General features: G+C 52.6%; 11 protein-coding genes. All 11 read right to left on the bottom strand.

Annotated elements, in window-relative coordinates:
* Window positions 1–687 carry a response regulator transcription factor gene (locus MHH28_RS31575; RefSeq protein WP_405109533.1) on the bottom strand — a complete coding sequence of 229 codons (687 nt, stop codon included), beginning with the start codon at window positions 685–687 and terminating at the stop codon, window positions 1–3.
* 130 nt (window positions 688–817) lie between these two features.
* Window positions 818–2,479, bottom strand: a complete 1,662-nt coding sequence (locus MHH28_RS31570) for a S1C family serine protease (RefSeq protein WP_405109530.1) — start codon at window positions 2,477–2,479, stop codon at window positions 818–820.
* A 209-nt stretch (window positions 2,480–2,688) separates the two neighbouring features.
* Window positions 2,689–3,342 carry a response regulator gene (locus MHH28_RS31565; protein ID WP_405109527.1) on the bottom strand — a complete coding sequence of 218 codons (654 nt, stop codon included), beginning with the start codon at window positions 3,340–3,342 and terminating at the stop codon, window positions 2,689–2,691.
* A gap of 63 nt (window positions 3,343–3,405) precedes the next feature.
* The gene (locus MHH28_RS31560) at window positions 3,406–4,473 is read right to left on the bottom strand and encodes a sensor histidine kinase (protein ID WP_405109524.1); all 1,068 of its coding nucleotides are present in this window, start codon (window positions 4,471–4,473) and stop codon (window positions 3,406–3,408) included.
* Window positions 4,474–5,553 (bottom strand): cell wall-active antibiotics response protein LiaF, encoded by a 1,080-nt coding sequence (gene liaF / locus MHH28_RS31555; protein WP_405109521.1) that lies wholly within the window; start codon window positions 5,551–5,553, stop codon window positions 4,474–4,476.
* A gap of 238 nt (window positions 5,554–5,791) precedes the next feature.
* Entirely contained in the window at window positions 5,792–5,938 is a 147-nt protein-coding gene (locus tag MHH28_RS31550; protein ID WP_405109518.1) for a hypothetical protein, read from the bottom strand.
* Between the two features lie 137 nt (window positions 5,939–6,075).
* A complete protein-coding gene (locus tag MHH28_RS31545; RefSeq protein ID WP_405109515.1) occupies window positions 6,076–6,834 on the bottom strand; it encodes a 3D domain-containing protein in 759 nt (252 codons plus the stop codon).
* Window positions 6,835–6,947: 113 nt separating this feature from the next.
* Entirely contained in the window at window positions 6,948–8,885 is a 1,938-nt protein-coding gene (gene thrS, locus MHH28_RS31540) for a threonine--tRNA ligase (RefSeq protein WP_405109512.1), read from the bottom strand.
* A 516-nt stretch (window positions 8,886–9,401) separates the two neighbouring features.
* Window positions 9,402–9,575: a toxin-antitoxin system HicB family antitoxin gene (locus MHH28_RS31535; protein WP_405109509.1), complete on the bottom strand. Its 174-nt coding sequence runs from the start codon at window positions 9,573–9,575 to the stop codon at window positions 9,402–9,404.
* 13 nt (window positions 9,576–9,588) lie between these two features.
* The gene (locus MHH28_RS31530) at window positions 9,589–10,431 is read right to left on the bottom strand and encodes an SPFH domain-containing protein (RefSeq protein ID WP_405109506.1); all 843 of its coding nucleotides are present in this window, start codon (window positions 10,429–10,431) and stop codon (window positions 9,589–9,591) included.
* Between the two features lie 132 nt (window positions 10,432–10,563).
* Entirely contained in the window at window positions 10,564–14,973 is a 4,410-nt protein-coding gene (locus MHH28_RS31525; RefSeq protein ID WP_405109504.1) for a bifunctional 2',3'-cyclic-nucleotide 2'-phosphodiesterase/3'-nucleotidase, read from the bottom strand.
* Window positions 14,974–14,975: the final 2 nt, after the last annotated feature.

Here is a 14,975-nt window from a genome sequence, read left to right as displayed (position 1 = left end):
TTAGTCACCTCTTAGGATGTAACCGGCTCCCCGGATCGTCTGAATCAGTCGTTTGCCGCCATGCTCCTCCGTCTTCTGGCGCAGCATAGCAATATATACCTCCAGCACATTCGACTCCCCGCTGTAATCGTAGCCCCAGATCTTATCCATGATGAGATCACGGGAGAGCACACGCTTCGGGTTCTGCATGAACAGATGCAGCAGCTCGAATTCCTTCGCCGTCAGCTCCAGGCGCCGGCCGGCACGGGTCACTTCCCGGGAATCCACATCCAGCGTAATATCCTCATAGGCGACCGCCTGATCCGTGCTGCCGCCCTGCTCGCTTTTGCGCCGGAGCAGTGCCCGGACTCTGGCAAGCAGCTCCTCCAGGGCAAACGGCTTCACCAGATAGTCATCTGCGCCGAGGTCCAGCCCCTTCACCCGGTGCTCGATTTCATCTTTGGCGGTCAGCATCAGCACAGGAACACTGCTTCCGCCCTCCCGCAGACGGCGGCAGACCTCGAACCCGTCCACCTGGGGCATCATAACGTCCAGAATGACCACATCGGGATCACTGTTCAGAACAGCGCGCAGCCCATCCGCCCCGTTCGACGCGGTCTTGACATCATAGCCCTCAAAGGCCAGCCCGCGGCGGAGCATGGAGGTTATTTTCTCATCATCATCAATTATCAGTATATTCGGTCGCATCCGGCAGCCCCCATTGTCTCATTCATATATCTCTATTGTATCAGATGCACCAGTCTCTTCGCATCAAGACCAAGGCAGCACAGAGCGGAAGGGTTGCCCCTTCCGCTCTGCCGCTCACCGCCTAGTGTGCTTATTGCTTCTGAGTCTGTGCATTCTCGAAATCATTCTTGTTGCCGATCGTTATCGGCAGATCCAGCTTCTTGCCGTCGCGGACTACATTCAGAGTCACCTTATCGCCCACCTTAAGCGTCTGAATATAGGTAATCAGATCCTGGTTGGTCGCATAGTTCTTGCCATCGATTCCTGTAATGATATCGTAAGGCCGCAGATCCGCTGTATACGCAGGAGATTTGAAGACAATTTCAGCCACTACAGAGCCTTCTTTAATCGTTGTCCCCATTTGCTTGGCAACTTCATCGGTAATCGTCATTAGAGTAGCCCCAATGAAAGGTACCGGTTCTTTAGGAATTTCCTGATTGGCTTCAAGCTTATCTACCACGCCTTTAATGGTATTAACCGGAATCGCAAAGCCGATACCCTGAGCATCTCTGCTTACTGCAACGTTCATACCGATGACCTGGCCGTTCATGTTGAGCAGCGGTCCGCCGGAGTTCCCCGGGTTGATCGAGGCGTCGGTTTGCAGAAGATTTTTGTAGGTTTTTGTACCACTTCCGTCTTCTTCGGCAATATCAATACTGCGGCCTCTGGCACTGAGCACCCCGGTTGTCACTGTATGGTCGAAGCCCTGCGGGTTACCGATCGCCACGACCTCTGAGCCTACCTTAATGCTGTCGGAATCGCCAAGCGCCACAGACGGGAAGTCCGAGCCTTCAATCTTCAGTACGGCGAGATCGAGATCCTTGCTGGAGCCCAGCAGCTTCGCTTCATAAGTCTTGGTATTGCCATCCACCGTAACCTGAATCACATCGGCATTATCGACAACGTGCTGGTTAGTCAAAATGTATCCGGCAGAATCATAGATGAAGCCTGTACCAATACCGTAAGGTGTAAGCTGCGGAGAAGAATTATTCGAGCCCGGCTGGGATTCCGAATTATTCGAACCGGAACCTCCTCCGCCGAATTGATCACCGAAGAAGAACTGTGAGAACGGATCGCTCATATTCGGGCTGCTGCTTCTGTTCCGCGAGTTGTTTGATTTCACCAGTGTCTCAATTTTGACGACTGCCGGTCCTACCCCTTCAACTACGCCGGATACATCTCCCGATCCGGTGACCAGTGCCGCTGCGGAAGTGGAAGGTGTAATATTGGCGTTGCCGCTAGCTGTCTTCCCCACAGGATTCGTTGCAACTGCCGTTGCCTCCTGGCCTCCAGTGAACCAGTTGCCCCGGTCTGCCATGAACATGGAGCCGGATAAGACCACCATTCCCGCGAGAAAAGATACCAGTACCGCCTTCACCGGCTTCTTCGGCTTACGGTTGTACTGCCAGCCGTTGCCTCCCTCCGGAGGATTGCCGCCTCGTCCGCCATTTCCGTCATACCCTGTGGTACGGAGCGATGTGTTATACGGTAAGGACTTCACCGGCTGTGGAGGTGTAACCTCTACACGCTCGGGTTCGCGGCGGTTATAATGCTGCGGGTCATTGCCGTTCATCTCATCATTGTTCATCGATTTGAAAGGTCCGTAAGAATAGTAGTAGGAGCCGCCTTCTGCGGATGAATTAGTGCTTTTATCAGTATCATTATGATTATTGTCCCATTCACGATCCGGTCCCGGTTCATGATCACGATTGTAATTGTTCTCACGATTGAAGTTGTTTTTGTTATCGTCCATGGTTACTTTCCTCCCGCGCCTTGCCGTGTCAGGCAAAGTGTTATTTGTTTTCTTGTTCTTATTTTGTACTGTAAACCTTAAGGTCACCTTAAAAACAATTTAAATGGAGATAAAAGATAATATAAAAAAGGACTGTCCCGGCAGGATAGTCATCTCATGACTACTGCCGGGACAGCCTGATAGCTTATCAATCTCTATAACACAGCACGCTACCCCTGCGCCCAGCCCTTGCGGTGGGCATAGATCGCCAGCTGGGTGCGGTCATCCAGCTCGCATTTCATCAGCAGGTTGCTGACATGGGTCTTGACGGTCTTGATGCTGATATGCAGCTCCTCGCCGATATCCTTGTTCGTCTTGCCCTCTGCGATCAGCAGCAGCACTTCCTTCTCCCGTTCGGTCAAGCCGGAGGAGTCGCCCTGGACCGTACGCTGGCGGATGCCGCGGGTCAGCGCCTGTGACACATCACCGGTCATCACCGGCATGCCGCGATAGGCGCCTTGCAGCGCGTAGATCAGCTCTTCTGCCGAGACGGTCTTGAGCACATAGCTGACAGCCCCGGCTTCAATCGCATCGACCACCAGATCGTCCTCCAGAAAGCTGGTCAGGATGACAATCTTGAGCCCGGGGAATTCAGCTAAGACAGCGCGGGTCGTCTCCGCTCCGTTCATCACCGGCATCATCAGGTCCATCAGCACCAGATCCGGCAGCGCTTCATGCCCCAGCTCGCGCAGCATCGCCAGCGCTTCATGCCCATTGGCCGCTTCCCCGATCACTTCAAACATCGGGTCCAGCATCAGATAGGTTTTGAGGCCCATCCTCACCATATCGTGATCATCTACAAGCAGTACTTTTACGAGACTCATTCTGCACTCCCCCTAACATTGTGTAATTATGATGCAGCCCTTGCTTCATAACCGCTGAGCGCATCAAGCCTCTTCAGAATCGGCCTCGGTCCCGTCAGCAGCCGTCTCCGCGCGGCCTTGGACAAACTTTGGAATATGTACGCGGATTGTCGTTCCCGCTCCCCTGCGGCTGATGATCTCGACTTGACCGCCGAGCTTCTCAGCACGCTCACGCATGGTCGTGAGACCGTAGGAGCCTTGCTTATGCTGCACGTGCTCGAAGCCCTGCCCGTCATCGCTGATGCTCAGCACGACCTGGCGCGGCACCTCCCGCAGGGACAGACTGACCACCCGCGCGCCGGCATGCTTGACGATATTCGCCATCGACTCCTGAATAATCAGGAACAGCTGATGTTCAATCGCTTCAGACAGCTCACCCTGAAGTTCAAGCTCCTTCACCCCTTTGAGCCCGTTCTGGCGGCAGTAATCCGGGAACCACTTCTCCAGTGCCTCGAACAGATTACGCCCTTCCAGCTCCACCGGGCGCAGTTGTGCGATCAATGCCCTCATTTGCTTCTGGGCCATCTGGGACATGCTGATCAGCTGATCCATGACTGTCTGCCCGTGCTCGGCGCTGCGTTCCAGCACTTTAGGCAGCGAAGAGGCGGACATGTGAATAGCGAACAGCTGCTGGCTCACCGTATCATGCAGATCCCGGGCCATACGCCTGCGCTCTTCCAGTACCGCACTCTCCGCTGCCTTTTCCTTCTCAATGACTTCCTGTTCCCCGAGCTGCTGGAGCCGCTTCATCTTCTTCTCGACCGTATCCATCATGATGTTGAACTCGTGGTAGACGCGTGCGAAAGACTGGTCCTCACTCTCCGGCATCCGCACCGACATATTCCCTTTGGCCACCTGCAGCATATTCAGATCGAGATGATCGATCCGCCGCTGAATCCGCTGTCCGGCGATGTAGCCGATAATGACCGTGAACAGTACAATACCCAGACACAGGTAGATCCACATCCGGGTATCCACTACCTGGATATAGCCCAGGCATGTCCCGGCATACATCAGCCCCGCCGTCACTCCGCCGCTAAGCAGGAAATACACCAGCAGCATCCATTTGGTATTACTGAAGATCATCCCCATTTAACCCACCGTTTTGACTTTGATGTCACCGATGAAGCAGCTGACATTGATACGGACCTTCTTGCCCGATTCCTTGTAATATGGTGTCTTGCATTGTACATTGCTCATGAACCCGCTGCGCGACTGCTCCAGCACCTGCATGTCACCGATGAACGAGCTGCCGGTCACGGCCACGCCCAGATCCATATCGTCTGGAATGTACACCTTAATGTCGCCCACAAAAGCGGAGATATTAATCTTGGTCTCGCCGTAAGGAATCTGCGCATTGGTCAGATCCAGCACCGTATCCCCGATGAACTGCGAAATGTTGGTCCGCTTCAATTGAAAATGCTCTTTGCCCATATGCACATCGCCGATGAACGCCGAACGGTTCGTTGTATCCTTATCATGCCCTGAATCCTGAAACTCCTCATGCCACTCCCCGTGGCGGCGGGCCTGCCGTTCCTGACGCTCCTGACGTCTGCGATCCTGGCGCTCCTGCTTCTCCTGCCAGCGGGTATCTGCCGAGGCATGCAGCGGGTTACCGTCTGCATCCTCCTCATTCTTATGCAGATAATCGTTCCAGTTGCGTTCTTCGCTGCCTGAGGACTTGCCGAATTTCTGCTCAAACTGCTGATCGAGCGTAGATTCCAGCGGAGCGGGCGGCTCTGCATCCAGCGGGCCTCTGCCTGGTCCAGGCGGGTAGTAACCGGGCGGCGAAGGCGGTGCCGGTGGTACAGGCGGAGTATTGGGCCGCGGCTTGAAGATGACGGATAATCCGCCGCCGATCAGCATGACCGGAATCAGCATTTTGAAGAAATCGCCTGCCGAGTAGTAGAACCAGCCTAAATTCCGCCCCAGGAAAAACACCCCGATGGCCAGAAAAATGAACCCGCCGAGTGTTGCCGAGAATCTTGAATGCTGCTCATCCGGAGCCAAAAACCGTTGTACTCCCATCACGATCAGAATAACCGGCCAATAGGTGGAGATCAGTGAACCCAGACTGAAATCCGTGTAACCCATCTGCCGGAGCAGAAACATTCCTCCCAGACCGATGAGGAGCAGGCCTCCGAGTACCTGGCTGGTGAACCTTCGTTTCATAATGTCATCCCCCTTGTCGTAAATACATCTCTTCCTTATGAACACTTATAGCCTTAGTCTACAGGAAGAATGCGGCGGAGAACAGCGGCGTAAGAAGGAACCGTGCCTCCGTCTCCAGACCGAGACAACTGGAATATTAAGTTAATCCTCTGCTCCATAAAAAAAGCTGCCCTCCAGCCCGTAATCCGGACATGGCAGGACAGCCTTGTTGCTTCAGGAACTTACCGGGAACCCAGCATTACTGCTGCGGTTTCTGAGCCGGTTTGGTCATAGAATTACCAGTTTGCTTAGTGGCGCCGTCATTTTCAACAGCGAACTCTGCATTGTATTTTTCATTCGGTGTTTTGAAGTTTTCTTGTACCTTTGGTTTCTTGGAATTGGCCACGGAAATCACCTCCCTTTGTCTATCGGAAGAAGCAAGTATTTGCTCCAGTCGATATTATGGGAAACGGCCCGCCGGATTATGCATTCTCACGTGAAAATAAATTCAAACTCCCGGATGTCCGGCACATCACAACAACCTTAAATAGCTTCTTCCAGTAAATATTGCGGAACCGCTTTATAGGTCTGAATAGCATGGCCGAGACTCTTCAGCATACTCTCCGTGCATTTCCCGTCGCCGCGCTTGATCAGCTGAACCACAACGGACTTCTTGCCCCATTCCTTGTAGACCTGCTTGGTAGTGCTGAAGTAGAGGTCGATCTTCCGTCCCTTGATCGCCGATCCGGTGTCGGCCACAATTCCATATCCATAACCCGGTATATATAAAATACTTCCCAGCGGCAGCACCTTCGGGTCTGCTGCAATCGTGGATACCGCATTCTTGTCCCGACGTACCTTCACTCCTGAATACGTAATCCCGTACTCTGGATGCTTCGCGGTCTTGCCGGTGGATTCGTATCCGGCTGTATAGCCGGTGGCCATTACTTTCAGCGAAGTGATGATCTGCTCTGGAGCCGGTGCGGCTACCGGTACCGAACCGGGGGCCTTGAGAGCACTCTTAGGCTTAGCCGCCTGAACCTCTGGGTTAGGAGCCTTGAGCGCGGCATCCGGCCGTACGGCTCTCGAAGAGCCTCCAAGACGGGATGCAGAGCCTGCCTGCTGACGATCAACCGGTGACTGCTTCTGTATGCTGCTTCCATGCTGTCCTGCAGTGTCCTCCATCCCTCTCGCCTGGGCCGACTTGCGCGCGTAATCCGGGAAGATCCCGGCAGCGGTCAGCATAAGGACGAGCGTGACGAAAAGACACCAAAACCTCTGGTATAAGCCCATTTTGTTCATTAGTTAAACCCTCCCCATACTACGAAGGTTTCCCTTTTCACAAAATTATATACATGAAACCGCGTTCCGGCGGTCTCATGCGGCTTATAACAGAGGCTCAGTTAATACTCTAGCTAGATGACGCGTCCGGCAATTTCCTGTGTAAGCGAGTCAATGGCTTCCGGCAGCGGCCGGGCCCCGATATCCCCTTCGCCGCGTTTGCGGATCGACACACTGCCTGCGTTCATTTCGTTCTCGCCGACCACGAACATGTACGGCAGCTTCTCCAGCTGAGCTTCACGGATCTTGTAGCCCATCTTCTCATTGCGCAGATCCACTTCCGCACGAATACCGCTCTTCAGCAGCTTCGCTTCCACTTCCTTCGCATATTCGTCGAAGGCTGACGATACCGGAATAATCTTCACCTGCTGCGGGGACAGCCAGAGCGGCAGTGAACCGGCAAAGTTCTCCAGCAGGAAGGCTACGAACCGTTCCATGGTTCCCAGAATCCCGCGGTGCAGCACAACCGGGCGGTGCTTCTGGCCGTCGTCGCCGACATATTCCAGCTCAAAGCGTTCCGGCAGCAGGAAGTCAATCTGTACGGTCGAAAGTGTCTCTTCTTTGCCGAGTACAGTCTTAATCTGCACATCGAGCTTCGGACCATAGAAGGCTGCTTCGCCTTCAGCTTCGTAGAACGGCAGGCCGGCTTCTTCGACTACCTCACGCAGCATACGCTGTGCAGTCTCCCACATCTCGTCGTTGGCATAATACTTCTCAGTATCCTTAGGATCACGGTAGGAGAGGCGGAACCGGTAGTCTTCAATCCCGAAGTCGCTGTATACCTGCTTAATCAATTCCAGAACGCGGATGAACTCGCTCTTGATCTGGTCCAGACGGCAGAAGATATGCGAGTCATTCAGCGTCATCGAGCGTACGCGGTGAAGACCTGTCAAGGCTCCCGACATTTCATAACGGTGCTGAATTCCAAGCTCGGCAATACGGATCGGCAGATCACGGTAGCTGTGCATGGAGCTCTTGTAGATCATCATATGGTGCGGACAGTTCATCGGGCGAAGCACGAACTCTTCGTTATCGATAGTCATCTTAGGGAACATGTCTTCCTGATAGTGCTCCCAGTGCCCGGAAGTCTTGTACAGCTCTACGTTCCCCAGTACCGGAGTGTAGACATGCTGGTATCCGAGACTTGCTTCCAGATCCACAATATAACGCTCCAGAATACTGCGCAGCTTCGCGCCCTTAGGCAGCCAGATCGGCAGGCCTTGTCCAACTAACTGGTTGAAGGTGAAAATCTCCAGCTCCTTGCCCAGCTTCCGGTGGTCGCGCTTCTTGGCTTCCTCCAGCAGGCGCAGATACTCATCCAGCTGAGCCTTCTTGATCCAGGCTGTGCCGTACACCCGCTGCAGCATCTTGTTCTTGCTGTCTCCGCGCCAATAAGCTCCGGCCACGTTCATCAGCTTGAATACTTTGATCTTGGCTGTCGATGGCAAATGTGGGCCACGGCAGAGATCGAAGAATTCGCCCTGCTCATAGATCGTGATGACACTGTCTTCAGGCAGGGCTTCAATCAGTTCCAGCTTGTAAGGGTCACCCAGCTCGCCGAAGCGCTCCAGTGCTTCCCCCCGGCTAACCTCGTGGCGGACAATCGGCAGATTCTCGGAGACGATGCGGTCCATTTCCTTCTCGATCTTCAGCAGATCCTCGGGATTGAGCGGATGCTCCAGATCCATATCATAATAGAAGCCGTCTTCGATGACAGGACCCACCCCAAGCTTCACTTCCTTAGTGCCGAACAGGCGTCTTACAGCCTGCGCCATCAGGTGAGCAGTGCTATGACGCATCACTTCCAGACCTTCCGGCGAATCCAGGGTTACGATTTCTACCAGATCACCCTCCTGAAGCTGTGCTGACAGGTCTACGACAATCCCGTTGAGCTTGCCTGCTGCGGCATTCTTGCGCAGTCCGCTGCTGATAGAAGCGGCTACATCATCAATGCTGCTGCCGTCTGCGTATTCCCGGACCGATCCGTCCGGTAGCTTAATGTTTACTGACATGATACTTCCCCCTAAAGTTTGTTGGCCTATACTTACCTGAACTCTTCATACACACTCACTTCGCCGGCCTAAGCCTGTAAGCGGCTATCACTCATAGCTTCTGCACACAAAAAACACCCGTCCCGCAAAGGGACGAGTGATTGCACCCGTGATTCCACCCAAATTCGATCTATCCTTGCAGATGCGCCGAGAATTCGGCTTCAGTGCAGAATATAATCCTTCGTTAGCATGGGGATAACGGCCATGAACCGGCGGTTCTTACTATCTCTCAAGGTTCCGGAAACGGAATCTCTCTGGAGTTCATAACCGCAGCTACAAAGGGGTAAACCGACAGCCGGTACCGGAGGAAGTTGCAGCCTGAGGCTTCCTCTCTCTGGAACGGTCCAAAGCAAGCGGTTCATATCTTTGTCAACGCTGATAACATGAATTACGGTAATTATAAATCTCAGCTTATCTTCCGTCAAGCGTAAAACGGCTGTCCGTCTTCAAACCAGATGGGCCGCCGCCCCGGGCTGATTATTCTTCTTCCCGTTGTTTTTTTACCGGCAAGCGGCCTGCACGCTTCAAAGACTCACGCAGCAAATATTCGATATGTCCGTTTACGCTGCGAAATTCTTCTCCCGCCCAGCGTTCCAGCGCTTCATGCAGCTCGGGATCGATCCGCAGCGGAAAGCTTTTTTTGGCCGCCATAGTATAACCACCTTTAGTATAACGAGCCGGCGTTGATGACCGGACTTGCGCCGCGCTCCGACACAATCGCCACCATCAGATTGTTGATCATTGCCGCCTTGCGCTCTTCGTCCAGTTCAACCACACCGCTCTCCTTGAGTTGACGGATCGCCATATCTACCATACTGACCGCACCTTCTACAATGATCTGCCGTGCGGACAGAATGGCGGAAGCCTGCTGGCGCTGCAGCATCGTGCTGGCAATTTCTGTGGAATACGCCAGATGGGTCAGCCGGGCTTCAATGACCTCTACACCGGATAAGGACAGCCGCTCCTGCAGCTCCACCGCCAGCTCCTTGGCAATTTCATCCGCATTGGCCCGCAGGGACATGCCGGACTCATTGAAGTTATCGTAAGGATACTTGCTGGCTACATGACGCAGAGCGGTCTCACTCTGAATTTCTACGAATGCCATATATTTATCCACATCAAACAGCGCTTTGGCCGAATTAATGACCTTGAACACGATGACCGCAGCAATCTCAATCGGATTCCCTTCCACATCATTGACCTTCAGCTTCACGCTGTTGAAATTGCGGACCCGCAGGGATACGGTCTTGCGGATGCTGAATGGAATGACTGCAAACAGGCCGCTGGCTGCAATGGTACCCACATATTGGCCGAAGAAGGTCACGACCACCGACTTGTTAGGCTGTACCACGGTAATGCTGGTACATAGAATTCCCGCCGCAACAAACAGGAACACTGACAATGCCGCGTATTCCTGGACCGCACCGTAAATCCCGCCTCCGATACAAATAGCAATCAGAGCGATAACCCAGAAACCGCTGACCGGACGCAATAGTTTCTCTTTCATAATGCCGCCTCCATACGATATGTATTTGATATAATTATGATATCACTTTTGGATACAACTGTAAACCACAAAAAAACCCGTGCTATTTCAGCACGGGCTTTTGCAGGGTTGATTATCAATGCATGATTACACTTATGAAGCTTTGTTCTCCAGCATACGGAAGATGATGACCGCAGCCTGGGCCCGGTTTGCAATACTCTTCGGTGCGAATTGCTTGGCATCCACACCGTTAACGATACCGAGCTGGGTCAACTGCGCCACTGCCTGCTGGGCATATGGAGCAATCTTGGCCTTATCGGTGAATTTATTCAGCGTTGCTGCCTCAACCGGCTGCAGCTGACCCTTAAGGGCATTCGCGATCATAATCGCCATTTCCTCACGGGTAATCTCACGGCCAGGCTCGAATTTGCCGTTGCCGGAGCCTCGGACAAGGCCTGCATTTACCGCTGCAGCGATGGTGCCCGAATACCAGGCTCCCTGTTTCACATCGCTGAATGTCACAGACGCTGCACTGTTGTCCAGGTTAAGTGAACGAACCAGCATGGTTACGAATTCAGCGCGGGTTACACTCTTGATTGGCGCAAAGTTCGTGCCGTCCATCCCTTTGATAATCCCCTTGGCAGCCAATGCATTGATCGCATCTGCGGCCCAGGCTACCTTGCCCAGATCCTTGAAGGCTACCGCAGGTACAGCCGGGCTTGGCGATGGCGCTGCCGTTGCAGCCGGTGTAGCCGAAGCGGCCGGACTTGGCGTGGCCGAAGGCGAAGCCGTCGGTTTAGGTGTTGCGGTTGTAACCGGTCCAGGGTTAGACCCTGGGTTCGGGTTCGGATTGGAGCTTGGAGCAGGGCTGGGATTAACCGTTCCAGGATCTTTCTCCACATTAGTGATCCGGCCTTCAATGGCAGCAGTAATCGCACCGCCGTTGAATGTTTTGACGATATATTCATAGAATACATCCAGGTCAATCGGTCCGGCCAGCGAGGAGCTTGCCTCAGTCAATACTTTGTAATTGTCGCCGCCTGCAGCCATGAAGTTATTAACTACAGCCGTGTAGCTCTTAGACATTTCAATAGGTGTTCCGTCTGCCTTGGTCAGGTTAGCGACACGCTCTGCAACCGGCAGATACATGTTAGCTGTATATTTCAGACCGGAGATTTGCAGTGTCTTCGTGTCTGTGGTGCCGTCAGCCTTAACCGCCCATTGCTGCTGAAGCAGCGTCTTGATCTGTTGACCAGTCAGGGTCAGCTTCACCAGCGTGTTGCCGAATGGCTGAATCTTCGCCAGATCCCCGAAGGCTACATTGCCTTTCGGAAGATCCGCACGGATACCGCCCGGGTTCATGAAGGCGAAATCAGCAGGATCTTTCTCGCCCTCTTTGAAAATAGCATGACGCATTGCATCTGCAATCAGGTTACCCAATGCTGATTCTTTAGTGTAGGCATCTGTACGGGTAATGGTACCGTCAGTAGTCCCTACAGGCTTAGTCAGTTCAGGGTGACGTCCAAGGTAATAGTCTACCAGAGCTTTGGTTTCTGCGTCTGGTGTGATTTTGCTCTGAACAGTGTTAGTGACAACTGCCGTCTTGCTCTTCACTGTACCTGTAGTTCCGTCAATCACCAGCTTGATGTCTTCAAAAGCCGTTCCGTAAGAGTAAGCCTGAACGATCAGCTTACCGTTCACTGTATCATTGGCATAGCCATGATTGTCTCCGGCTACGATCACATCAACCGGGGAATTGGCAGGAAGCGCATTAGCCAGATCTACAGCTTCGCCGGTGGATACATTCTTTTTGGTAACCGGATCAGTCTTGGTTGTTGCCGGATCATGGGCAAGTACCACGATCGTCTTGACGCCTTGAGCATGCAGCTCGGCCGCATATTTCTCAATCGCCGCGACTTCTTCCTCGGCGCTCAGGAATTTCACCCCAGCTGTACCGGCTGGAGATACTTTGCTTGGCGTTGCTTTGGTCACAACTCCGATGAAGCCGATCTTCACGCCGCCCACTTCTTTTACAACATAAGGGGTGATAATAGGTTTACCCGTTGTGCTGTCTACTGCGTTGGCATTGATATAATCGAAATCTGCGCCATTATGGACGACTTTATCGTTCTTAGGGTCCTTACCGCCATAGATTTGAGCCTTCATAGCCTCAACACCTTGGTCAAACTCATGGTTCCCCAGGGTGCCGACGTCGAATTTCATGAGATTCATCCATTCCATCGTAGGCTTGTCGCGTTCCAGCGAAGATACAGGAGCGGATGCGCCCACAGAGTCGCCGTTATGGAACAGCAGCGAATGCTCATATTTGGCACGGGCTTCCTTCAAATAAGCCGCAAGTGTAGCCGCCGTTCCTACAGCTTCTCCGTTAACTACCGAGGTAGTGTCCAGTTGGCCGTGGAAGTCATTAATGCCCAGCAGATGGACTTCAACATCTCCCGTTGGGGTTGGAGCGGATTTTTTCAGGTCAAGGTTGTAGATTTCAAATTTATTGACATCTTGAGTTCCCGTAGCAGTAATATTGGCAGGAGCGACTGCTGCTGCTTTGGGTGAAGACGGGAATGTTACAGTGACGTTGCCTTCAATAGGTGCAATCGACCAGTTGTTGTCTGCGGTAGGATCAACGGTTCCCGCTTCCTTGATGTAATCCATCAGCACCTGGCGGTTCTCCATCTGGGAATCAATAATCATGTTCGCACCCTTAACACCCGGGAAGTTCCCGCCGCCGCTTGCCCGGTAGTTGTTGGTAACGACCACGAAGTCCTGATCCAGATCCAGTGGCTTGTCGTCATAAGTAATGGAGGTTACCCGGCTGGAGGACTGATCGTTGATGCTGCCATCGGGCTTGTACTTCGCATTGCGTGTGACATCAAGTGTATATTTGATGCCGTCAATCACATCGAAATTGAACACAGCAAATGCTGAATTCAAAAGCGGCTGAGGTGTGGAGATGGTCGGCTTAATGCGGTTGAACGCTCCTGCGCTCATCTCTACCCATTCTTTGACGGTCGAACCTTTAACAACAATCGCCTTCAGCGTGTTGTCATACAGATACAGATCGCTTGCACTGGCAATCGTAAGGTTACCTTTCTTGATGTCTGTATATTCATCAGGGCCATTGCGTCCAGCCTTGAACGGTGCGCCAACGCTCAGGATCGGCAGGTTTCTATAACCGGCCAGATTCTCGTTCGTATGAATCAGGTTAGATACATACTGCTGCTGGGCATAGGTTACGATCTGTACTGTCGGATCATCCTGAACCAATGCAAAGTAGCTGTTCATCGGCGCAGTTGTTACACCAAGCGGCTGATTCACGTAATCAATCGTAGCTTGATGAGCTGCTCCTGCAAGATCATCAATAGCAGTGTCAATGGCTGCGCCAGCAATAGAGCGCGTAGAAGCCTTGGAAGCTGCCTTGTCTACTGTCCACTCGCCGCTGCTGTTCTGGGTGATTTTCAGATCAATAAGCCCCAGGTAACCCCCGCCATAGCCAGCTTGAACTGCCGGAGTCCCATTAATGTGGCCGTTAACGTTATCTACCTTGGCTACATCATTATTATAAGGTTTCTTGGTGGACGGATCCTTGAAGGAAGCATCCAGCTTGCTGTCATCCCCGTTCGTCGGGAATACCTTGTGGGTATGCGAGAAGGTGATGGCATCGATGCCCTGAACCTTGCTCAGCAGGTTAATGACATTCTCTGCTCCGGTTCCTTCTGCGGCAGCAGCGTCGAACCCGGAATGAGTCATGGCGACGATAACGTCCGCGCCATCCTTCTGCATTTCAGGAACAAACTTCTTCGCCGTTTCCACAATATCTTCGGCAATAACGTTCTTCTCCAGGTTTACCTTGTCCCACTCCATAATCTGCGGAGTAACCAGACCCAGGAGGCCGACTTTAATGGTAACGGTGTTGCCGTTGCTGTCTTTTACTTCTTTATCGATGATTTTATAAGGTTCAAACGTATTTTTACCGTCTGACTTATTATAAATATTTGCATTGACATAAGGGAATTTCGCACCCGTAGACTCTTTATAGGTTGCACTGCTTACACTGCCGTTAACGGTACGATCCAGATAGTCCAATCCATAATTGAATTCATGATTGCCGAAGGTTGCTGCATCATAACCCATGAGGTTCATCGCTGCGATGATCGGGTGAATCTGGTCTTCGCTTGTTCTGAAATCAGACACTTGGGCCATATACGTTCCCAGTGGTGTTCCTTGAATCAAATCGCCGTTATCCAGCAAAAGGTTGTATTTCCCCTCTGCTTCACTGCGTGCAGCCTTTACCAAGGTTGAAGTACGGTCCAGACCTACAGTCGTGGAGGTGGCATTCTTGAAGTAGTCCCAACCGTATACGTTCGTATGAACATCAGTGGTACTCATCAAGCGTAAATTAATGGTTCCCGGATTTATCACCGGAGAAGCCTCCGCCTTGCCTGCGGCGAGCACAGGAACATTCAATACTCCGCCCAGCACCTGTGCTGCCAGAACTGTGGTAGCCAATAAAGCAGCTATCGGCTTGTTCCATCTTCTCTCTCCCATAA

This window comes from Paenibacillus sp. FSL K6-1217 (assembly GCF_045040735.1).
GTDB lineage: Bacteria > Bacillota > Bacilli > Paenibacillales > Paenibacillaceae > Paenibacillus_AQ.
This window is presented reverse-complemented; position numbering and strand designations above follow the sequence as displayed.